The organism is Streptomyces sp. NPDC093149 (assembly GCF_044754145.1).
Classification (GTDB): Bacteria; Actinomycetota; Actinomycetes; order Streptomycetales; family Streptomycetaceae; genus Streptomyces.
Genome location: NZ_JBIVON010000006.1, coordinates 272,483 through 293,933, shown reverse-complemented (window position 1 = coordinate 293,933; position 21,451 = coordinate 272,483). Strand labels below are relative to the sequence as shown.

Genomic DNA, 21,451 nt, shown 5'->3' with positions numbered 1-21,451 from the left:
TGTGCATAGACAATAGTTGCAGACGCGGTGCAATGCAAGAGGGTCCAGCCAGGCGATCCGGCCGATGCGAGTGCAGCGGGCACGTGGGGCCATTGAGTGGGTCGCTTCCAGCCCCGCTGCGGTACGGACGGGCCCGCAAGCCGAAGGCGCCTGTGCGGTGACCGTCTCGGCCCCATGCCGGGCGCCCGCCTCAGGGGAGGATCGTGGGGACGAGGCCGCCGTCGACACCGAGCGCCCTGCCCGTGGTCGCCGAGGCCTGCTCCGATGCCACGTACGTGACCATGGCGGCCACCTCGTGGGGACGGATCAGGCGCTTGAGCAGGGAGCCGGCCGCCCGGTTCTCGGCCAGATAGCGCCGCTCCTGCTCATCGGGGTCGAGTCCGGGATAGAGCTCGTCGAACATGGCCAGCACGCCGTCACTCATCGTCGGCCCCGGCAGCACACAGTTCACCGTGACCCCGGTACCGGCGAGCTCCTGGGCCATGCCGCGGGACACGGCCAGCTGCGCCGTCTTGGTCATCCCGTAGTGGGTCATGTCCGTCGGCGTCTGCACACCCGCCTCACTGCTGACGAAAATCACGCGGCCCCACCCCCGCCCGGCCATCCTCGGTGCGTAGTGGCGCGCCAGCCGCACACCGGAGAGCACATTGACCTCGAAGAGGCGCAGCCAGTCCGCGTCAGGGATCTCGAACACCGGCCTGGTCTCGAAGATGCCGGTGCTGTTGACCAGGATGTCGACATCGGGCAACTGCCGGATCAGCTCGGCCGTCCCCCCGGCCGTCCCGACATCGGCCGCGACACCGCGCCCGCCGACCCGCTCCGCCGTCTCGGCGACACGGTCGGCGTTGCGGCCGTTGACCACGACATCGGCCCCGGCGGAGGCCAGGGCCTGCGCGGCCGCCTCGCCGATACCTGCCGTCGAACCGGTGACCAGAGCGGTACGTCCACTGAGATCGATCCGCATCGGGTGAACACCTCTCCAGAAGTGGCGGCGGCCCATCGGTGGCGGGCCGTGTCCGATTCGCGCCCGCGCCGCACCGGCGCCCGTCCGGACCTGGGGGGCGACCGGGGCCGATCCGTGGTGAGTGGAAGTCGCCTGGAGCGGTGGAGGCGGCCGTGACGAGGAACCAGGCGTAAAACGATTCTTCGGCAGGTCGGCGGAGCCCGCACCTCGCCGGTACTCCACTCGGCTCCGGACCGATCTCCTATGTTTGCGCACGCCGAATAACAGCTCTAGCCGATATTTTCAAGAAGGGCATATCTTGGACTTCGGCCGCATCTGGAAGGAGACCGACCCGGACCCATGACCACCACAGACCCCGCACTGACCGCCCTCGCCAATGGATGGGCGGCCCTCTACCTCCTGGCCGGCCGGATCGAGGCGCACATCGAGCGCGCCCTGCAGGCCGGGCACGGCCTGAGCGTGCGGGAGTACTCGCTGCTCGACGTCCTCAGCCGCCAGCACGACGGCGAGGGCGGGCACCTGCAGATGAAGCAGGTCGCCGACGCGGTGGTGCTCAGCCAGAGCGCCACCACCCGCCTCGTCGCCCGCCCGGAGGACCGCGGCCTGCTCTCCCGCTACCTGTGCCCGACCGACTGCCGCGGCATCTACACCGACGTCAGCGACGCGGGCCTGAAGCTCCTGCAAGAGGCCCTGCCGACCAGCGACACCGCCCTCAGGGAGGCGCTCGACGAAGCCGCGAGGAACCCCGAACTGGCCCCCCTGGTCACGGCAGTCGAGGCGAACCCAGCGCCTCGGCACCCCGACCCCCTTGCGGCACGGTGAGAAGAAGCGTTTGCCCTGCCTCCTCGGAGGAGGAAGAAAGAGATGCGGGCCGCTGGCCATGACGCTGCCGCAGGAGAATACCTGGTCGCAGCGCGGCCGGACCCCGGTGGTACGGGTCCGTGGCCGGTCCCGCAGACGGATCTCCATCGCCGCTCTGACCTGTTACAAGCCCGGCCACCGGTCCCGGCCGATCTGACGGCCGCGCAGGAACGACGGCCGACGCGACGGGCGCAAGAGTTTCTCCTGGCGCGACTACCGGGACCTGCTGACCGCCGCCCACCAGCAGCTCGGCGGCCCGATCGTGCTCATCTGGGACAATCTCAACGTTCACAAGGCCGCCGGGCTGCGGGAGTTCGCTGCGAGCCGGGACTGGCTGACCATCTACTACCTGCCGCCCTGCGCGTCCGACCTCAACCCCGTCGAGGGCATCTGGTCACTGCTGCGACGTGGCTGGCTTTCCAATGTCGCCTTCACCACGCCGGAACACCTCATGCGACGCATCCGACGCGGTCTACGCCACATCCAGTACCGCGGCCACCTCATAGACGGCTGCCTCACCGAGACAGGACAGGACTGACGATCAGCCCCTGACCGAAAGCGACATCACAAGTTCAACCTCAGTAATCCTGCGCGTTGGCGTCAACGGTGCGTCGGGGCTGTGCGCCGATCACCTCGAAGTCGTCCGATCGAGCGGCCTCGAGAGCGGCTCGGATTCCAGGTGGCGGTGCCGTGATTTTCCGGGCACGAATGTCGATCCACGCGCCTAGCGCGCGTACGACTGCGGCTTCTTCACCGTTCTCCCGGGATATGGAGTGCTGGATGCGCCACCGCGAACCGTCGGCGCTCAACCCCACGACCTCGCACGACACGCTGACCCGCTCGGTGAAGAAGACCTCACGCAGATACGTGACCTCCTCGCCGAGCATGACGATGGTGAAGCCCTCCTTCTGCAACGCGCGAACGTCCCATCCCGCCTCCGCCAAGTAGCTCAGGCGTGCCGTGCTCGTGTACTCCAAGTACCTCGTGTTGCGCAGATGGCCGTTGAGATCGACATCGTCCCAGCGCACCTCGAAGGACTTCTTGAAATCCTTGGACATACGTTCCTCCACTATCTCTTGGTCGCTGCGTCCCGGATCCGCCGAAGGGCGGGTCCGGGGGGCGGTCACCGAGTCTCGGTGACCGCCCCGGTCAAGGGGAACCAACCGCCGCGCGTACAGCGGGCACGACTTCCTGGGCCCACCGGGCACGGGCCGTCCGCTGTTCATCGGCGGTTTCGGCGAGGGAAAGTACACAAAGCCACCGGCGCGGTGTTCGGTGGCCGCGCTCACCAGTTCCTCGGTAGCTGTTGTGAGTAGTGCCGGATTCAGCCGGCGGAGGGGGTCCAGTCGGCGGGCAGTCCCGACTGGGCCAGGACATCGGCGAGGTTGTAGAAGTCCTGGTTGGAGGTGATCCGGCGGCCATCGGTGTCCAGCAGGGTGACGCTCGGCACCGCGAAGGGCTTCGGCGCGCCCTTGATGTGCCCGGAGTACACGCCCCGGATCGTGATGTGGTGCCCGCCCTCGCTCCACGCGTCCTTCACCGTCACGCGGACGTTGTCCATCGTCGCGTCGGTGCGCGCCTTCCAGCCGGCGATCTGCTTCGGGCCGGTCATGGTGGCCCCGATCGCCTGATCGGTGTACGTGCCGTTGGCGGTGAACAGCTTGCCGAGCGCGGCAGGGTCGGAGCCGCTCCAAGCGGCGCTCCAGGCCTTGACAGTGCTGGGCAGGTGCTTGGCAGGCTGGTGTGCGGCCTGCACTGTGGTGGCGGCCGGGCTGGAGGCGTTGGCGGACATCGCGCCGAAGGTCCCCGCGCCGACGACGGCGACGGCGACACCGGTCAGGACGCGGGTGCGCAGCGACAGCTTCTTCATGGTGTGGTGTTCCTTTTCTGATCAGGGCGTTTGATGGTTCGTGGCCGGTGGCGCCGGTCGGGGCGGCGCTCGGGCTGTCCGGGGCAGGAGCGGCAGTTGCGGAGTGTGCCGAATCGGATTGCCGGGTGTCAGGAGGTGGCCGGGGTCCAGTCGGCGGGCAGACCGGACTGGGTGAAAACCGCGTTCAGGTTGTAGAAGTCCTGGTCCCTGGCGATCTCACCGTTCTCCAGGTCGAGCAGTGTGGCCAGCGGGACGGCGAACGAGGTGGGCGCACCTTTGATGTGGCCGGCGTAGACGCCCTCGATGGTGATGCGATCACCACAGTGCGAGGCGTGGTTCACGGTGACCCGCACGTCCTCGATCCCGGCGTCGGTGCGGGCTTTCCAGCCGGAGATCTGCTCGCGACCGACCATGGTGACGCCGATTCCCTGGTCGATGTAGGTGGCGTTCGGGGTGAACAGGGCGCCCAGGGCGGCCGGGTCGGTGCCGTTCCATGCGGCGGTCCAGGCAGCGACGATCTGGTCGAGGTTCATGGCAGCGCCTTTCAACAGGTGTTTGGTGACAGGGGTTCAGGGGGTCAGGACGACATTGCCGGTGACGGTTCCGGGTTCCAGGTCTGTAGCGCCGGTGCGGCCTGGGCAAGTGGGAACTCGGGCGGCGTGCCCCAGCGGTGTCGGAGCCCTGGGCAATGGGTGGGGAGGCCACACGGAACGGACCATTGCGGGGCGAGTTCTCGGGACACAATGAACGGCCGGGACGATCCGCACGGGTTCGTGATCGGCTCGTGCCTTGTGGCGTGGTCGAGGGTGCGGGTCAGGCGTCAGGTGTCAGGGCTGAACGCGGTGAGGGGGCGAATCCGGGGCGGGCTCGGCGGCCGCTGGTGCTGTGGCCGGAAAGGTTTGCCGGGAAGCTCGCGGCGTCCGGTGCGGTGCATCGCAAGGCGGAGGATCGCCCTCGTACGGGGCGTACTCGGGTGATGCGACAACGCGGCGAGGTGCCGTGCCGGGCGTCGCGAGCCGGTGAACCTTTCCGGTCGCAGCACTAGCTCGGATCGGAGGCGATGACGACCTTGCCGGCGATCGTGCGGGATTCGGCAAGCGCCAGCGCCGCGCTTGCCTCGGCCAGCGGGAACTGGGCGGCGATCTGCGGAGTGAGCGCCCCGTCGGCCAGCAGCCTCAGTACCTGGGTGAGGTCCTCGCGCAGCCGACTGCGGAAGGCTTCAAGGCGTCGCTTGCCGGCCCAGAAATTGTAGAAGTGCGCGCTCTTGCCGTTGGGCAGGTAGTTCCACAAGGCCAGCTGGGCGACCGACTGCAACACCGGCAGTTGGGAGTTGCCGTCCTCGTTCTTCGTGGCCGCTGTGCCGTAGGACACCAAGGTCCCGCCCCGGCGCAGCAGCCCCCACGACTCCTTCAGGCCGGGCCCGCCGACGTGGTCGAACACCGCGTCGACGCCGTCGGGAGCGATCTCGCGGATGCGCTGATACATGTCCGGGTCGCGGTAGTCGACCGGGATGGCGCCCAGATCGCGTACGAGCTGGTGGTGACGGGCCGACGCCGTGCCGATCACTTTGATGCCCGCGTGCCGGGCGAGTTGCACGAGGGTGGAACCGACGCCGCCGTTCGCACCCAGGACCACGATCGTCGCGCCGCTGCGTACCTTGGCGATCCGGTGCAGCATCTGCCAGGCAGTGATCCCGTTGACCACCACAGTCTCCGCGGAGACGGCGTCCACTTCGTCCGGCACGGGCACGAGGTCCGCGGCGTCGACCAGCAGATGACTGGCCCAGCCTCCGACCTTGGTGACCGCGGCGAAACACCGCCCGATCAGGGCGGCATCGGCCTGAGAGCCGGCGGCGGTCACCGTGCCGACCACGTCATATCCAGGGACGAAGGGGAAGGGCGGCTGGTCGTAGTACTTGCCGCGGCGCATCTGCTGCTCGGCGAAGGACACGCCCGTCGCGTCCATCCGCAGGACAACCTTCCCCTCGGCCGGGGCAGGAAGTTCCCGGACCCGGACTTCGAGGCCGCTCGGCTCGACCTTCCCAGGCAGGACGATCTCGGTGGCAGTGGTGGTGAAGGGGCTGACAAGCACGATGGGCTCCTGGTGCGGAACTTCCCTGACATACGTAAGCTTACGCATGTAAGTCTTGAGCGTGCAAGGTGAACGGCTGTAAGTTTTTCTGCGTAAGACGACGACCTGGGAGAAGACATGCCCACACCCGCCTCACCGAGGCCCGCCCGCACTCGTAACCCCCGCGGGGAGGGGGGCCGCCTGCGCGAGGACATCATGGCCGCGGCAACCGAGCTGCTCGAAGAGGGCGGCGACCAAAGCAGCGTCACCCTGCGATCCATCGCACGCCGAGCAGGAGTGGCCGCTCCCTCGATCTACCGCCACTTCCCCGACCAGCCGAGCATCATGCTGGCCGTGGTGCAACAGGCCTTCGCCATGCTCGATGCCGAGCTGCGCAGCGCAATGGACGCCGCGGGCAGTGACGCCAGAGAACGGCTGTTCGCCATTTGCAACGCCTACCTGGACTTCGCCAACCAGCACCCCGGCCGTTACCGCACGATGTTCGGCGGGGTCTGGATGCCCGACCTGGGCAGCAGCTCAGTGACCGAAGGCGACGTTTCCTCCTTGGGCGGGGAAAGCCTGACACTGCTCGCCGACGCTCTCGACGACTGCGTCCGCGCGGGCTGCGCAACCAGCAGCGACCCGGCCGCCGACGCCATTGCCCTGTGGCTCGGCCTGCACGGGCTCGCCCACCAGCGGCTGGCGACCGTCGCCTTCCCGTGGCCGGCGGACATCGCCGAACGCCTCATCACCACGCTCGCCCACCTCAACGACGCGTAGCTGCGGGGCGATCAGGACCCAGCGGGCGCCATCCCCGTGCCCAGCTCCGCATGCAGACGGAAGCGTCCGCCGTTCATTCGGACCGCGCCGAAGATCGGCTAGGGGAAGTGGGTGCCCAGCAGCGAGATGCCGGTGTTCGCCAGGAAGTACGTCAAGCTCAGGGTGCACCGGTATGCCGGTCCCGACACCTGCACGGAGCGGCCGGGTGGTGCCGCGCGCTCGGCTGGGGCGGGAGGCCCGATGGCGGGGCGCCGCGCGTGGCGTCGGCGGGGGCCCCTGAAAGGGGCGCGGGGAACTGCGCGAGCAACCAGGACGGCGCCGCACCCGGCCGCGGCGGGAAGCCCCACGGCGGTGAACCGCGCGAGCAACCCGCACCCCCCAACGACCGCCGCACTACCCCTGAATCGCTGCGTCCGGGTCGGACAACAGCAGCTCCCCGTTGATCGCCGCGCCCGCCCGGTACCCCCGGCTCGCCGCGTTCACCACCTGTTCGGTGGGGCCGCTCGCGTTGCCCGCCGTCCACAGGCCGGGCACGCTCGTCAGGCCCCGCTCGTCGGTCACCGGGTAGGCGCCGAAGGGCGTCTCGCGCAGCTCGGCGCCCAGTCGGACGAGCAGGTGGTTCTCCGGCACGGTACGTGGCGCGGCGTACAGCACCGCGCGGTCGTGCACCGTGCCGTCCGCCAGGCGTACGCCGGTGAGCTGGTCGCCGGTGACGACGAGCTCCGCGACCTCGCCGGGCACCGTCTCGACCCCGGCGGCGGCAAGTCGCCGCAGGTCCTGGTCCGTCAGCTCCGCCTCCCGCACGTGGTGCAGGAACAGCAGTACGTCCTTTGACCACTGGGTGATCATCAGCGCTTGGTGGACGCTCAGCGCGGACGTCGCCAGCACCCCGGTCGGGAGGTCGCGCGCCTCCCAGCCGTGGCAGTACGGGCAGCGCAGCACATCCCGGCCGAACCGCTCGGCCGGCCCCGGCAGCAGCGGCAGTTCGTCGCGCAGCCCGGCGGCGACCACCAGCTGCCGGGCCCGTACGGTGCTCCCGTCCGCGAGGACGACGGTGAAGCCGCCGTCGTCCCGGCTCGCGTCCACCACCCGGCCCCGGACCAGCTTTACCCCGTAGCGGGCGATCTCCTCCCGGCCCACGGCCAGGAACTCCGCCGGGGACATGCCGTCCCGGCTCAGGTATCCGTGCATGTGCGCGGACGGCGCGTTGCGCGGCTCGCCCGCGCGAACGGGAGTATGGGCGCGAACGGGATGCCGCGACGGCTTGCTTGCTGCTTCCCGGAGCCCATGGGCCGGGTTTCGCCAAGGGGCGCCCGGTTTGCCCGGGCGTCCCTCAGGTGCGGAGGCATGGAGCGTTGGTCAGTAGGAGTTGCCGGTGGAGACCGCCTTCGCAGTTACTCCTTCTTGTCCTCGCCTTCGGCCTCTTCGTCAGGTTCGGTCGGGGTTTCGGGCACGTCGGGTTCGTCAGTCGGTGCGCTGCCATCGGGCGTGACGCGGTCGTCGAGGGTGATGGTCACTGGCTGGCCTGCCGCGGACAGTCCGGTCAGGCTTCCTTGACGCGGTTGTAGAGAACGGTGGCCAGTTCCTGGTCGCCGTCTCCCTCGGATGCGGATTCCTTGACCGGTACAGGGCGATCAGGAGCGCGATCAAGGAACGTCCGGACAGTGCAGCGCGGACCCGCTTTTCGCCCTGGCCGAGGACCTGGTTGCGGCGGCGGCCTGTTCCGTCCCGGCCCGTCGGCGACCCCGCGGGCCGTCATCCCGTCTGTCTCTGCCTGGATCAGCGGCACAGCGCCGTGTCGACGGCGGCCTCCACCCGCTGGGAGGCTGCACCCGTCGGGGCGGTGGTTACCGCGATGCCGGCGGCACGTCCGTCCTCTGTGACGCCTCCTCGTGTCCGGTATCCCAGGGCGGTTCCGCCGTGACCCCAGTAGACGCCGCCGCATGACAGCGGCGTGCTGGTCAGGCCCAGTCCGTAGCGGACGCCGGGGCCGCGTGCCTCTGCGGGGACGGTGGTGCGCATCTGGGCGAGCTGGGCCGGGGGCAGGAGTTTGCCGTCGAGGAGGGCGGTGTAGAAGCGGTTGAGGTCGCTGTTGGTGGAAACCAGAGCACCCGCAGCCCACCCCATGGACATGTCCATGGTGGTGTAGTCGATCAGAGGTCCGTCGGCCACTTCCTGTTCGTAGCCCTTGGGGTGGGGTTCGTGGATGGTCGTCTCTCCGGGGGTGGGGAAGTAGGTGTGGCGCAGTCCGATGCGGTCGACGATGCGCCGGTTGATCTCCTCGCCTATGGGGCGGCCGGTGACCTTCTGGATGATCAGGCCTGCGACCAGGTAGTTCGTGTTGCTGTACTCCCACTTCGCGCCCGGGGAGAAGTGGGCCTTCTGTGCGAGTGCGCCGTCAAGCAGGTCGCGTGGCTCGAAGTACCGGTACCGGACGGCGGGGAAGTCCGCGAAGACGGGGGACTCCATGTATTCGGGCAGGCCGCTGGTGTGCTGGAGGAGTTGGCGGATGGTGATGTGGCGTCCGTCGATCCCCTCACCGCGCAGCAGGCCGGGCAGGTAGGTGTCGACTGGGGCGTCCAGGGCGAGTTTCTTCTCGGCGACCAGCTGCAGTGCGACCACGGCCGTGAAGGCCTTGGTGTTGCTGCCCGCGCGCACCTGCCCGTCCTTGGGTACCTTCGCCCCGGTCTTGAGGTCGCCGACACCCGCGGTGTAGTTACGCATCCGGCCCTCGCGGTCCACGACGCTCGCCAGCGCAGCGGGCATCCGGTCGTCGGCCACCAAGGCGTTCAGGCTGCTTTGAACGGTGTCCGGCCTGGCGGCGGAGGCCGCGGACGGGAACAGCGCACCGGTGGTCATGACGGCCCCGGTGAGCACGGTCACGGCCAGCAAGGCCTTACGCCGGCCACCCCGCGAAGGAGTGGGACGAAACCTCGGCGATACACGTGCGTGCATGGAACAACTCCTGTCGTGACAGTGAAGAGCAAGCGAAGAGCGAGTCGGTGCGCGCCCCGGTGACGGTGGCGGATTCCGACTCCGGGACCGGATACGGGCTCTTGCAGGATGTGGGGCCATGCCGGACGGCCCGTCGCTCCGGTGGCCTGGCGACGTTCGTGAGCACGGGCCCGCCGGGGTATCGGTCGCCGTTCCCGCGAGCGGGAGCGGCGACCGATACCGTCAAGCGCCGATGGCGGCAGGGGCCCGCCCACCGGCCTGACCCGCCCTCATCGGGCGTCTGCGGCCGCGGTGCGGGAGTGGCGGCTTTTCGGTTGGATCAGTGAGGCTTTCAGCGGCACAGGGTCGTTTCGACGGCGGCCTGTGCGTGCTGTTCGGTGGCGCTGTCGCCCGGCATGGCGGTCAGTGCGATGTTGACCGCACGGCCGTCCTCCGTGACGCCTCCCAAGGTGGCGTATCCCGGAATGGTTCCGCCGTGGCCCCAGTAGACGCCGCCGCACGGCAGCGGCGTGCTGGTCAGGCCCAGTCCATAACGGACACCCGGGGCGCCTGCGGGGACGGTGGTGCGCATCTGGGCGAGCTGGGCCGGGGGCAGGAGTTTGCCGCCGAGGAGTGCGGTGTAGAAGCGATTGAGGTCGCTGTTGGTGGTGATCACCGCACCCGCGGCCCAGCCCCAGGACGGGTCGAGTTCGGTGACATCGCGCCAGGGCGAGTCGGCTGTGTCCCGGTGGTAGCCCTTGGCGTGGGGCTCGCGGATGGTCACGTCTCCGGGGGTGGGGAAGTAGGTGTGGCGCAGTCCGATGCGGTCGACGATGCGCCGGTTGATCTCCTCGCCCAGCGGGCGGCCGGTGACCTTCTGGATGATCAGGCCCGCGACCAGGTAGTTCGTGTTGTTGTACTCCCACTTCGCGCCCGGGGAGAAGTGGGCCTTCTGCGCGAGTGCGCTGTCGAGGAGCTCGCGTGGCTCGTAGTACCTCTGCGGATCCTCGAGGACCGCGCGCTTGTCCAGGTATTCGGGCAGGCCGCTGGTGTGCTGGAGGAGTTGGCGGATGGTGATGTGGCGTCCGTCGATGCCTTCGCCGCGCAGCAGGCCGGGCAGGTAGGTGTCGACGGGGGCGTCCAGGGCGAGCTTCTTCTCGGCGACCAGCTGCAGCGCGACCACGGCCGTGAAGGCCTTGGTGTTGCTGGCCGCCCGTACCTGCCCGTCCTTGGGTACCTTCGCGCCGGTCCTGAGGTCGCCGACACCTGCGGTGTAGTGATGCGTCCGGCCCTTGCGGTCCGCGACGCTCGCCGACGCGGAGGGTATCTGGTCGTCGACCACCAAGGTGTTCAGGCTTTTCTGAACGGGGTCCGGCTTGGCGGCGGAGGCCGCGGACGGGAACAGTGCACCGGTGGTCATGACGGCCCCGGTGAGCACGGTCACGGCGAGCAAGGTCTTACGCCGGCCGCCTCGCGAAAGAGTGGGACGGAACCTCGGCGATACACGTGCGTGCATGGAACAACTCCTGTCGGTAGGGGAACAACATCAGTGGGTCGGTGAGAGGTGGTCGTGGTGCGACGGGCCTGCCGGTGGCTCGGCCTGGGCCTGTGATGGTCGCGGCGCATGAAGGAACGGCCCTCCTCCCGTGCCCCCGCCCGAGGGCGGGGAGTCATGGGTGAGGCGGGATCTGGTTCCGCTACGTGATTCGAGGTGACCTGCGGCGGCGCAGCAGCCGGCGGGCGGGCAGCATGACGGCCGCCGTGCCCGACAGGAACACCGTGCCGAGTACGGCCGCGCAGACCGAGGGCGACACCGACAGCGCGGACAGACCGGTCACCGCGCCGCCGAAGGTCAGCAGCGTCACCGCCGCGACCAGGGAGCCGACGGCGGCCCCCGTGCCGAGTACGAGGCAGGTCTCCAGCCGCAGCATCGCCAGAACCTGGCCGCGGGTCGCGCCGATGAGCCGGAGCAGCGCCAGTTCACGACGGCGGGACGCGGTGGCGACGGCCAGCGTGGTCACCACGCCGATCAGGGTGAACAGGGAGATCGCCGCGACTGCGAGCAGTCCGGGCAGGCCCTGTTGGCGGGCTTTCTCGGTGAGGGCCGCACTGTACTGTCCGGCGGACGTGGCACGGGTCCCGGGGAATCGGTCGAGCACCGGTCGCAGGTCGGCCGCTCCCTTCACCAGGAGGTAGTCGTCGTGGCCCGCGTCGGTGACGTGGGCGGCGACCATGTCGTGAGGCAGCAGGACGTCCCCGAAGCCCTGTCCCCGGTCGTAGACGGCCACCACCTCGGGGCGGATCACGGTGCCGTCCCCGAGCCAGAGAGACACGGTCGAACCGACCTTGGCCGCGCTGGCCACGTTCGAACTGAGCGCGACCGTGTTCTTGCCGCGCAGAGCCTTCAGCGAGCCCGCCTTCACGCCCGGGTCCAGATTGGACAGTGCGCCCTTCACGCCTTGGGTGGGCAGGGACTGGAGCTGGGCCGCGACCGACATCACCACAGTGGTGCGTTTCACCGCGGTCACGGTCCCCGGTCCGGCCGTCCTTTCCACCGCCCGGTACATGGCCCGGGGCACGCCCGGCCCGTTCGAGACGAGCACCTGGTCCGCGTGCAGCCCCGCGGCTGCCTGCGTCCGGGTGGCGTTGACCGCGGTGGTCTGCACGAACAGCTGGCTGGCGCCGAAGGAGAGCGCGAGCGCGATCGGCGTGATGACCGACGCGAGTCGCACGGCCGCGGCGGTGGCCGTGTCGGTGGCGAGCCGGCCCGGGACCGGGAACAGGAGGCGCATGACAGGGCTGAGGACGACGATTCCCCCTCGGGCGATCGAGGGACCCAGGAGGGCCGCCGCCCAGATGAGGGAGAGTACGAGTCCGCCCATGGCCGCGGTCGCCACCTGACCGCCGAACGCGAACGCGGTGGCGGCCGAAGCGAGACCGACGACCAGGAGCACCAGGCCGGTGATCACGCGCCAGCGCGGTAGCCGAGTCGGTTCGGCGGAGGTCTCGCTCACGGCCTGGGCCGGCCGGATCCGGGATACGCGTCGTGCCGCGAGCCAGGCGGAGCCGACCGCGGTGAGCACCGTGAGCGCCAGGGCACCGACGACGGGAAACGGTCCCAGAGCGAGCCCCAGCGCCTGGGGCAGGACCCCCTGCTCGGCCATGAAGCGGTGCAGCAGGGTGCCGAGCCCGAGCGACAGCAGACCGCCCAGGAGCGACGCCGGTACCGCGACCTTGAGCGTCTCGCGGACGATCACCCGGCGGACCTGCCGGGGGGTGGCACCGATGGCGCGCAGGACGGCGAGTTCGCGGGTCCGGTCCCGTACGGACGTGTCCAGGAGACCGGTCACGATCAGCAGCACCACCAGGAGGGCGACTCCGCCGATCGACGCGCAGACGCCGATCAGGTCGAGTCGTGCCGCCGCCACCTCCGGGTTCTCGACGTCGCCACGGCCCGCGCCGGTCGCGACGACGAGACCGGGGGCGGCTGCCCGCAGCGTCTGGGCGGACGTCTCCTTCGTGCCGAGCACGACCAGCGCGTCCGCGCGCTCGGGACGGCCGCTGAGGACCTGTGCCGTGTGCTGGCCGAACCAGACATCGCGGCCTGCGCCGGACCCGTCGGCCACCAGGCCGCTGACGCGGTAGGGTTCCGGCGCCTTGCCGCCGACCTGGAGACGGACGGTGTCCCCGACGGCCCTGCCGCTGCCGGAGTCCACCGCGACTTCGTGTTCCGCCTGCGGGGCCCGGCCGGCACGCAGTTCGACCCCGGTGAGCACGGTCGCGTCCCAGCCGCGGCCGGTCCGCACGGCCCCGTCCGCGGTGACCACCGGCAAAGAGACGTCCGCGACCACCTCGGTGACCCCCGGTGCCGTGCGTACCCGGTCCGCCACCGATACCGGTACCCGGGCCCGTTCCACCAGCGGCCTGACATCGGTCTGGTCGTCCTTGACGACCTCGACGCGCTGGCTCGCGGCGACGACGGCCACGGCGTGCTCATAGCGGTCGGCCGATCCGTGCGCCCGTAGTGCGGACTCCAGCAGGACCCCGAACGCGCCCGTCAACGCAGCCGCGCACAACAGTGCCACCGCCACTCCGGCGGCGATCCCGCGCCTCACAGCGTCCCCCAGCGGGCCAGGACGGTTGCGGCGGAGGGAGTCGTGAGCTCGTCGACGATCCTGCCCTCGCTCAGGAAGACGACATTGTCGGCCCAGGCAGCGGCCACCGGGTCGTGGGTGACCAGCACGACCGTCTGCCCCATCTCGTCGACCGCGTCACGCAGCAGCTTCAGGACGTGCTCGGCCGACCTCGGATCCAGCGCGGCCGTCGGCTCGTCGGCGAAGACGATCTCCGGGCGGGTGACGAGCGCTCGGGCGACCGCCACACGCTGCTGCTGGCCGCCGGACAGACGTGCGGGGAGCCGGTCCAGGTGGCCGGCCATCCCCACGCGGTGGACGACTTCGTCCAGCCAGCGCCTGTCCGCCTGGCGGCCGCCGAGGGACAGAGGGAGGGTGATGTTGCGCTCGACGTCCATCGAGGGCATGAGGTTGTAGCCCTGGAAGACGAACCCGATCCGTTCGCGGCGCAGTCGGGTCAGCTCCGTCTCGCTGAGCCCTCCCATGTCCAGATCACCGAGCCGTACCGTTCCACTGCTGGGCCGGTCGAGGCCGGAGGCGCAGTGCAGGAAGGTGCTCTTGCCCGATCCGGACGGACCCATGATCGCGGTGAGACTGCCCTTGCGGAACCCCCAGCTGACCCCGTCCAGCGCGGTCACCTCGCCATAGGACTGGGAGACCTCCTCCAGGGACACGGCGAACGGCGTGGCCCGGGTCGTCATCGGTTGCATGGTGGGTCCTTCGGTTCCTCGATCGGTCAGAACGGGTACCGAACGTAATCGCGCGAGCCGAGCGGACGGCAGCGGTCCCTCTCCCGAACCGCAGGTGTAGCGGGCTCCACCTGCCAGGTGTAGCGCGCACTTATGACAGGGGAACACCCGTGAAGTACCGTCTTGACCCATGGACCTGAAGGCAAGGGCACTCCACAGCCTGCGATCCGCGAGGTATCTGCTGGGTGGGCTCACCACCGCTCTGCCTTCGCTGGCCGGTTACGTTCTGTTGCCTCTCGTCTGCTTCTCGCTGATCTTCGCCCCGGTCCTGCCGTGGGCGGTGCGGCCGTTGCGCGCCTTGACCGATGCCGAACGCCGACGCGCCGAACGCGTTCTCGGCCGCCCCGTGCGCCGGCCCTATCCGACGCCCGAAGGCAACGCCTACCAGCGGACGCTGCAACTGCTGCGGTTCCCGGGCACCCGCAAGGACACGGCGTGGATGCTGGTTCACGGCGTCGTGGGGCTCGTCCTTCCCGTCCTCGTCCTGGGAGTGCTGCTCAGTCTGCTGCTGACGATCTCCATCCCGCTGTGGTGGTGGACCGTTCCCGGCGGAACCCTCACCCTCCTTGCGGCCCCCCTCACCACCTGGATGCAGGCGATCGTCCTGTCCGCGGTGTGTGCCTGGCTCTTCGCCGCCCTCTTCTTGTGGCTGGCCCCCGCCGCGGTGAAGCTGGAGACGTGGATCGCAGAGATCATGCTCGGCACGTGGACCGGCGCCGGCCGGCGGATCGAGGAACTGACCGCCTCGCGCGCGGGCGCCCTCCAGGCCCACGAGGCGGAACTCCGACGGATCGAACGCGACCTCCACGACGGCACCCAGGCGCAACTGGTGGCGGTGGCCATGCGCCTGGCCCTGGCCGAGCGCCGGTTCGACAAGGACCCGCAGAGTTCCAGGAGAATGATGCTCGACGCCAGGACCACCGTGGACGAAGCACTTGTCCAGCTGCGCACCGTCATCCGCGGTATCCACCCGCCGATCCTTTCCGACCGGGGACTGAACGGAGCCATCCGCTCCCTGGCCGCAGGCCGGCCGATCCCCACCACCCTGGATCTGCCCGAGACCGACCACCGCCCCCCGGCCGCCGTCGAGGCAGCCGCCTACTTCGTGGTCGCCGAGGCGCTGACCAACATCGCCCGGCACAGCGACGCGAGCCATGCCCAGGTGTCGCTCCGGTACGACGGCCCCACGCTGCGCGTCGTCGTGCGGGACGACGGGTGCGGCGGGGCCGCACCCGGCTCCGCCTCCGGCAGCGGACTCGCCGGGATACGCCGACGGGTCGCCGCCCTGGACGGTACGACGAGAATCGACAGCCCTGTCGGTTCCGGAACGACGATTGAGGTGGTGCTGCCGTGCGGATCGTGATCGCGGAGGACAACGTCCTTCTCCGCGAGGGCCTGATTCTGCTCCTGGAGGATGTCGGGCACGAGATCGTGGCCGTCGTGGGAAGCGGGCCCGAGATTGTCCCCACCCTGCTCGAACACCGGCCGGACGTGGCCGTCCTGGACGTCCGGCTGCCGCCCGGCTTCCGCGACGAGGGGCTGCGAGCCGCCATCGAGGCCCGGAAGATCATTCCCGGCCAGCCGCTCCTGGTGCTCTCCCAGTACGTCGAGGAGAGCTACGCCGCCGAACTGCTCGGACAGGGCGCCTCGGGAATCGGCTACCTGCTCAAGGACCGTGTGGGGCACATCGAGGAATTCCAGGACGCGCTGGAGCGCGTCGCCGCGGGCGGAACGGCACTGGACCCCGAGGTCGTCTCCCAGCTGATGAGCCGCCGGGACCCGCTCGACGCTCTGTCCCCCCGGGAACGGGAGGTTCTCGGGCTGATGGCGCAGGGCCTGGACAATCCCACGATCGCCACGACCCTGTTCATCACCGAACGTTCCGTCAGCAAGCACATCGGCAGCATCCTCGCCAAGCTGAACCTGCCGCCGAGCGACAGCGGCCACCGCCGGGTCCTCGCGGTGCTCGCCTACCTGAACGCCTGACCTGCGTACCGCACGGGTGTAGCGGGCTACACCTCCGGTTCGGGGGAACGGTCCGATGTGCCGACCTGGGGCACGGGGAGAAGGTGGACGACGTAAGAGATCCCGCCCCTGCCGCCCACCGGGCCGCCGGGGGCGCACAACAGGAGGAACCCCTGATGAAGCCCGTGCTCTGGCTGCTGCTCTTCGTCTCCACGGTGGCGGCGGTCTACGTCAGCACCTTCGCCCACTACACCGGCACCATGAGGGTCCTGGCCGGAGTCGGCACCGGCGTCGTCTTCGTCGGATCGGCGCTGGGACTGTGGCTGACCAGCGGCAAGAAGTGACCCGTAGCGGCGAGAGCACATGAGGAGGGGGTGTCCGGCAGCGAGCCGGACACCCCCTCCTCATGTGTGATGCGGAAAACGGACACCCCCTCAGGAGGTGTAGTCCGCACCCCTCCCGAACGGGGAGCCGTCCCTGTCGTTCCGAACGGACGCCGTTCATAGGCTCTTTTGTACGGACACAGGGCCTTCCTTCCCTCGCCTCCATGGAGAAGCAACTGATGCGCTCACTCACTCGAACCACGCGACGGCACGCGCTGATCGCGGTATCGGCAGCCTGCCTGCTCGTTCCCCTGGCGGCCTGCGCACCGGACGACGGACCGCGACCGGCCGCTTCCGCGACCTCGACCGGCAAAGCAGCCCCGTACGCTCCGAAGTACGACGGGAAGCGCGACGGACGATTGGACGAGCGGCTGGACCGCGCCACGATCCTGGAACTTCAGGAGGAGATGAAGGGCAAGCGGCTGACGTCCAAAGGACTGACCCAGGCATACCTGGACCGGATCCATCGCCTCAACCCCCGCCTCAATGCTGTCGTCACCGTGAACCCAGACGCACTGGACCTTGCACGCAAGAGTGACGAGCTGCGCCGCACCGGTGAAGTGCGGGGGCCACTGGAAGGCATCCCCGTTCTCATCAAGGACAACATCGACACCGCGGACCGCCAGCCCACCACCGCCGGCTCCACGGCCCTGTTGCACTCCAAGCCGGCACAGGACGCCTTCCTGGTAAAGAAACTGCGCGACGCGGGTGCGGTGATCCTGGGCAAGGCCAACATGTCGGAATGGGCCAACTTCAGGTCCCCCGAGCAGACGGCCGGATGGAGTGCCACCGGCGGCCAGACCCGTAACCCTTACGTACTCGACCGGAGCCCCTGCGGATCGTCCAGCGGCTCCGCAGTCGCCGCCGCAGCCGCCCTGGCCGCTGTGACCATCGGCTCCGAGACCGACGGCTCCATCGTGTGTCCCGCGAGCGTCACCTCCACCGTCGGCATCAAGCCCACCCTCGGCGTGGTCAGCCGCAGCGGCATGATCCCTATCACCAGCCGCCACGACACCGCCGGCCCGATCGCCCGCAACACGACGGACGCCGCCCTGGCGCTCTGGGCCATCCATGGATCGGACACCGCCGACACGGCTACCTCCGACGCCGACACTGCCCTCCCCTCCGACTACCGCGAGGTGCTCGACCCAAACGCCCTGCGCGGCAAGCGCATCGGCGTGTGGCGCAAGGGACACATTGGCATCGACCCGGACGTGGACCGTGCCTTCGACGTGGCTGTCCAGCGGCTCCGAGCGCTCGGCGCAATCGTCGTCGAGGGCGCGGACGTGGCCGACTCCAAAGACATGATGCAGAAGGACATGCTTCCCGCCGTGCTGACCGAGTTCAAGCACGACCTCAACGCCTACCTGGCCGCCACCCCAGGCCCCCACCCCAAGAACCTCACCGAACTCATCGCGTTCAACAAGCGGAACTCCACCGTCGAGATGCCGAAGTTCGGCCAGGAACTCTTCGAGATGGCCGACAAGACCGACGGAGATGTCAACGCCCCGGTCTACCGTGAGCACCGCAGCGCCGCGACCCGTCAGGCCCGTCAGGCCATCGACGGCGTTCTCGCCGAGCACCGGCTCGATGCCATCGTCACCCCGACCGGCATCCCCGCTCCTGCCGTCGAAGCGCTCGACCCCACCCCCTTCGAAAGTTCCACCCGCAACTCCTCGGTGGCCGGCTACCCCCACATCACCGTGCCCGCCGGCTACGCACGGGACAAGCTGCCGCTGGGTGTCTCTTTCCTCGGAACGCGCTACAGCGACGCGAACCTGCTCAGCTACGCGTACGCCTTCGAGAGGGCCGCCCCGGTCCGCAAGGCGCCCACCTACCTCCCCACCCTGCCCGGCCGGTCCTAGTGCCGTGACCGGCAAGCTTTGCCCCGTCGTGCCGCCCGGCACGCACGCTCGCGGCGTTGGCCAAAAGTCCTGGCAGCTCCGCCACAAGGACTTCCGGCCGTCTTGCGATCGCACGGGTGAGGTCGGTACCTCGGGTTTGTGCCGTGCGCGCCTGTGGGGTGTGAGCTGGGGTGCCGTCAGTGGGTGAGGTGCGGCGGGCCGGGGGCGGGGATCCGCGGATTCAGGTGCCGAGGGGCTCCCGTTCACGGCGGGCAGGATGCGGATCGCATTGCGCTTCGTGAGCCGTATCGACCGAATCCTGAGGTCTGCCACGTCCGGCCGTCGGGCAGGGCGGCGAGTGCCTCGTAGCCGTCCAGTGCCTCCAGCCACTCCCGCGCGTCCTCGCCCATGGCGAACGCGGCGGTGGCGTAGGCGTCGGTCATGGTCAGCCGGGGGCCGACGACGGTGAGGGAGGCGAACGCGGTGGCGGGTGTGCCGCTGTGCGGGTCGAGGATGTGGGCGCCGCGTTCGGCGGTGCCCGAGGTGGCGACGGCCAGGTCGTGGTCGGCGGTGATGACGGTGAGCAGTTCGCCGGGCCGCAGGGGGTGGGCGATGCCGATGCGCCAGGGGGCGCCGGGGGTTGCCGGGCCGCGGAGTTGGAGGTCGCCTCCGCCGTTGACGCAGCTGTGGTGCGCGCCGGCTTCGTGGAGCAGCCGGGAGGCGGCTTCGGTGGCCCAGCCCTTGACGAGGCCCGAGGGGTCGAGAACACCGGCCGGGACGATGCTGAACCATCCGTCCGTGACGTGGGCGGCCCGCGCGCAGAGGGACAGCACCTCGTGGACCTCGGGCGGGCAGTCGCCGAGGCGGATCTCACCGCGGTCGAGTCGGCTGATGTGGCTGTCGGGGCGGTAGGTGGAGAACACGGCATCGACCCGGTGGAGTTGGCGTACGGCTTCGGCGAGGGCGTGGTGGACGGCAGGGGTGGGCTCGTCCCGGATGTCGAAGGTGAAGACCGTGCCCATCACGTGCTCGACGTGGCGCAGCCCGTGTGCGGTGTCAGGCATGGGCCTGGTCCAGGGCGCTCTGCAGGGACTGGATGTAGCCCTGGCTGGTGTAGCTGGCGCCGGTGACGGCATCGATGTGTGCGCTCTGGGCGCCGATCGCCTCCTGGGTGAGGCGTGGCAGGGCGTAGGAGGCGATCTGCTGGTCGCGGCCGTTCTGGTCCGGGGCCCGGAGCACCTTGACGGCGGTGATCCTTCCCTTGGCGAGGGTGGCGGCGACCTGCACGGTTCCGTACGGGGTGTCGATGGGATCCCCGGTGAACGTGCCCGTCCCCGTGGACGCGCCCGACGCCGTGCCGGCGGAGGTGGGCGGGGACGAGGAGGCCGCGGGGGATCGGGGGGTCACTCCCGCGAGGGCGGGGCGCTGGTGGGGTTTGAGGGCGAGCAGCGCGATGACGAGGGCGCTGATCCCGGTGGTTGCCAGGACGGCTCGGCGCATGACGGTTCTCCTCAGAACGCGAACGACTCGTGGTGGATGCGCCGTGCCGGGACACCGGCATCGCGCAGGGCCCGGATCGCGGCCCGTGTCATGCCGGGCGGACCGCACAGGTAGACGTCGTGCGCGGCGAGATCGGGCACCAGGGCACTCAGTCCCTGGGCGGTGAGAGGTGACGAGTACTCGGCCGGTTCGTCGACGACGTAGTGCACGGCGGCCCGTCGGCGGGCGGCTATCGCGTCGATCTCACCGCGCAGGGCGAGGTCTTCGGGGCGGCGGGCGCGGTGGACGAGGGTGACCTGCCCCGGCAGTGTCTCGAAGAGCGTGCGCAGGGGGGTGATGCCGACGCCGCCGGCCAGGAGCAGGACCTTGGGAGCGGTGCGGCGGTTCGCCGTGAGGCCGCCGTAGGGTCCCTCGGCCCACACCCGGGTGCCGGGCGCGAGGTGGGCGAGCGCGGCGCTGTGGCCGCCCGCGGTCTTCACCGTGATGCGCAGGTGGCGCGGGTGGGCGGGGGCGGAGAGGGAGTAGGGGTTCGCGGTCCACCACAGCCCGCGGGCCAGGAAGCGCCAGCGCAGGAACTGCCCCGGCTCACCCCCCAGCTCGTCCAGGTGCTCGCCGGTGAGGTGGACGGAGACCACGCCCGGTGCCTCGGGTTGGACGGCCGCGACGCGCAGGCGGTGACGCAGCCCGCGCCGGACGGGGACGGCGAACCGGTACCAGGCGACCAGCGCGGCAACGCCGAGATACAGCGTGTACCAGGCCACTTGGGCGAGGCGGTTGCCGACGAAGTCCGCGCCGTTGGAGAGCTGGTGGCCGAATGCGAGGAAGACCGCCAGGTAGGTGGCGAAGTGCAGGTAGTGCCAGGTCTCATAACTCATCCTCCGGCGGGCCGCGCGGGCCGAGAGGACTCCGGTGGCCACGAGCAGCAGGAAGCCCGCCGTGCCCTTGAGGAGGTCGGGGTAGTGCAGGACGAGCACGGAGGTCTGGCCGAGCACGTCCGTGTGGGAGGTCAGTGAGTAGCCCCAGATGATCAGCAGGGTGTGGGCGAGGGCCAGCGAGACGGTGCAGCGACCGCCCAGGGCGTGCCAGCGCGCGAGGCGGTCCGTGCCGATGGTGTGGTCCAGGAGTGGCACGCGGGCCATCAGGGCCAGCAGCACCGCGCAGGCGTAACCGGCCAGCAGCCCCGTGATGCGCCCGGCGCCGGTGAGCCAGCCCGCCGGGCCGACCACCGACGTCGTGTCGATCCACCACAGGGCCAGCACTCCCGTGGCACCGGCCCAGATCGCCGACGGTGCCAGGAAGCGCACGGCGCTGCGGCGCGGGCGCCGGTGGCGCGTCCCGCGGCTCGCGTATGTGGTGGTGAACGTGGTGGTCATGGGGGCTCCTCCGGACAGGACTCGT

Annotated in this window: 19 protein-coding genes and 2 pseudogenes; 7 read left to right on the top strand and 14 right to left on the bottom strand. The window is 70.0% G+C overall.

Going from position 1 to position 21,451, the window contains the following annotated elements; genetic code table 11:
* Window positions 1-190: 190 nt before the first annotated feature.
* Complete coding sequence (locus tag ACIQCZ_RS20530) at window positions 191-964, bottom strand: SDR family NAD(P)-dependent oxidoreductase (RefSeq protein ID WP_402283907.1); 774 nt, start codon at window positions 962-964, stop codon at window positions 191-193.
* Window positions 965-1,303: 339 nt separating this feature from the next.
* Between ACIQCZ_RS20530 and ACIQCZ_RS20525 the strand changes: the two genes are divergently transcribed.
* Complete coding sequence (locus ACIQCZ_RS20525) at window positions 1,304-1,786, top strand: MarR family winged helix-turn-helix transcriptional regulator (protein WP_402283905.1); 483 nt, start codon at window positions 1,304-1,306, stop codon at window positions 1,784-1,786.
* 58 nt (window positions 1,787-1,844) lie between these two features.
* Window positions 1,845-2,363 (top strand): annotated as a pseudogene (locus ACIQCZ_RS20520) (transposase).
* Between the two features lie 40 nt (window positions 2,364-2,403).
* On the opposite strand, the gene ACIQCZ_RS20515 reads toward ACIQCZ_RS20520, so the two are convergent.
* The 4 genes from ACIQCZ_RS20515 to ACIQCZ_RS20500 form a co-directional block, all read right to left on the bottom strand.
* The gene (locus tag ACIQCZ_RS20515) at window positions 2,404-2,883 is read right to left on the bottom strand and encodes an acyl-CoA thioesterase (RefSeq protein ID WP_402283903.1); all 480 of its coding nucleotides are present in this window, start codon (window positions 2,881-2,883) and stop codon (window positions 2,404-2,406) included.
* Window positions 2,884-3,149: 266 nt separating this feature from the next.
* Window positions 3,150-3,695, bottom strand: a complete 546-nt coding sequence (locus ACIQCZ_RS20510; protein ID WP_402283902.1) for a nuclear transport factor 2 family protein — start codon at window positions 3,693-3,695, stop codon at window positions 3,150-3,152.
* A gap of 128 nt (window positions 3,696-3,823) precedes the next feature.
* Window positions 3,824-4,228, bottom strand: coding sequence for a nuclear transport factor 2 family protein (locus ACIQCZ_RS20505; protein ID WP_402283900.1), 405 nt, complete (start codon window positions 4,226-4,228; stop codon window positions 3,824-3,826).
* 508 nt (window positions 4,229-4,736) lie between these two features.
* A complete protein-coding gene (locus ACIQCZ_RS20500) occupies window positions 4,737-5,786 on the bottom strand; it encodes a medium chain dehydrogenase/reductase family protein (RefSeq protein WP_402283898.1) in 1,050 nt (349 codons plus the stop codon).
* Window positions 5,787-5,981: 195 nt separating this feature from the next.
* Between ACIQCZ_RS20500 and ACIQCZ_RS20495 the strand changes: the two genes are divergently transcribed.
* Window positions 5,982-6,545 (top strand): TetR/AcrR family transcriptional regulator, encoded by a 564-nt coding sequence (locus ACIQCZ_RS20495; protein WP_402283897.1) that lies wholly within the window; start codon window positions 5,982-5,984, stop codon window positions 6,543-6,545.
* A gap of 393 nt (window positions 6,546-6,938) precedes the next feature.
* Here the strand turns inward: ACIQCZ_RS20495 and ACIQCZ_RS20490 are convergent.
* The 6 genes and pseudogenes from ACIQCZ_RS20490 to ACIQCZ_RS20465 form a co-directional block, all read right to left on the bottom strand.
* Window positions 6,939-7,775: pseudogene (locus ACIQCZ_RS20490) on the bottom strand (NAD(P)/FAD-dependent oxidoreductase); the annotation flags it as partial.
* Between the two features lie 164 nt (window positions 7,776-7,939).
* Complete coding sequence (locus ACIQCZ_RS20485; RefSeq protein ID WP_402283896.1) at window positions 7,940-8,062, bottom strand: hypothetical protein; 123 nt, start codon at window positions 8,060-8,062, stop codon at window positions 7,940-7,942.
* Between the two features lie 262 nt (window positions 8,063-8,324).
* Window positions 8,325-9,437: a serine hydrolase domain-containing protein gene (locus tag ACIQCZ_RS20480; RefSeq protein WP_402283894.1), complete on the bottom strand. Its 1,113-nt coding sequence runs from the start codon at window positions 9,435-9,437 to the stop codon at window positions 8,325-8,327.
* A 394-nt stretch (window positions 9,438-9,831) separates the two neighbouring features.
* Window positions 9,832-10,995: a serine hydrolase domain-containing protein gene (locus ACIQCZ_RS20475; protein WP_402283893.1), complete on the bottom strand. Its 1,164-nt coding sequence runs from the start codon at window positions 10,993-10,995 to the stop codon at window positions 9,832-9,834.
* Between the two features lie 181 nt (window positions 10,996-11,176).
* Window positions 11,177-13,594, bottom strand: a complete 2,418-nt coding sequence (locus tag ACIQCZ_RS20470) for an FtsX-like permease family protein (RefSeq protein WP_402283891.1) — start codon at window positions 13,592-13,594, stop codon at window positions 11,177-11,179.
* Window positions 13,591-14,313, bottom strand: coding sequence for an ABC transporter ATP-binding protein (locus ACIQCZ_RS20465; RefSeq protein ID WP_402284183.1), 723 nt, complete (start codon window positions 14,311-14,313; stop codon window positions 13,591-13,593). Before ACIQCZ_RS20465 ends, ACIQCZ_RS20470 begins: the two co-directional genes overlap by 4 nt.
* Window positions 14,314-14,491: 178 nt before the next feature.
* Here ACIQCZ_RS20465 and ACIQCZ_RS20460 point away from each other — a divergent pair, with 178 nt between their 5' ends.
* From ACIQCZ_RS20460 to ACIQCZ_RS20445, 4 genes are all read left to right on the top strand, one after another.
* Window positions 14,492-15,724 (top strand): sensor histidine kinase, encoded by a 1,233-nt coding sequence (locus tag ACIQCZ_RS20460; RefSeq protein ID WP_402283889.1) that lies wholly within the window; start codon window positions 14,492-14,494, stop codon window positions 15,722-15,724.
* Window positions 15,712-16,347, top strand: coding sequence for a response regulator transcription factor (locus ACIQCZ_RS20455; protein ID WP_052859465.1), 636 nt, complete (start codon window positions 15,712-15,714; stop codon window positions 16,345-16,347). Before ACIQCZ_RS20460 ends, ACIQCZ_RS20455 begins: the two co-directional genes overlap by 13 nt.
* 155 nt (window positions 16,348-16,502) lie before the next feature.
* On the top strand, window positions 16,503-16,670 hold the full coding sequence (locus ACIQCZ_RS20450; RefSeq protein WP_165484671.1) for a hypothetical protein: 168 nt from the start codon (window positions 16,503-16,505) through the stop codon (window positions 16,668-16,670).
* Window positions 16,671-16,873: 203 nt separating this feature from the next.
* The gene (locus ACIQCZ_RS20445) at window positions 16,874-18,574 is read left to right on the top strand and encodes an amidase (protein WP_402283887.1); all 1,701 of its coding nucleotides are present in this window, start codon (window positions 16,874-16,876) and stop codon (window positions 18,572-18,574) included.
* A gap of 242 nt (window positions 18,575-18,816) precedes the next feature.
* On the opposite strand, the gene ACIQCZ_RS20440 is transcribed toward ACIQCZ_RS20445, so the two are convergent.
* From ACIQCZ_RS20440 to ACIQCZ_RS20430, 3 genes are read right to left on the bottom strand one after another with little or no spacing between them, the layout of a single operon-like run.
* Entirely contained in the window at window positions 18,817-19,617 is an 801-nt protein-coding gene (locus tag ACIQCZ_RS20440; RefSeq protein WP_402283885.1) for an FAD:protein FMN transferase, read from the bottom strand.
* Complete coding sequence (locus tag ACIQCZ_RS20435; protein ID WP_402283883.1) at window positions 19,610-20,053, bottom strand: FMN-binding protein; 444 nt, start codon at window positions 20,051-20,053, stop codon at window positions 19,610-19,612. Before ACIQCZ_RS20435 ends, ACIQCZ_RS20440 begins: the two co-directional genes overlap by 8 nt.
* Before the next feature lie 11 nt (window positions 20,054-20,064).
* Entirely contained in the window at window positions 20,065-21,426 is a 1,362-nt protein-coding gene (locus tag ACIQCZ_RS20430) for a ferric reductase-like transmembrane domain-containing protein (RefSeq protein WP_402283882.1), read from the bottom strand.
* Between the last annotated feature and the right edge of the window lie 25 nt (window positions 21,427-21,451).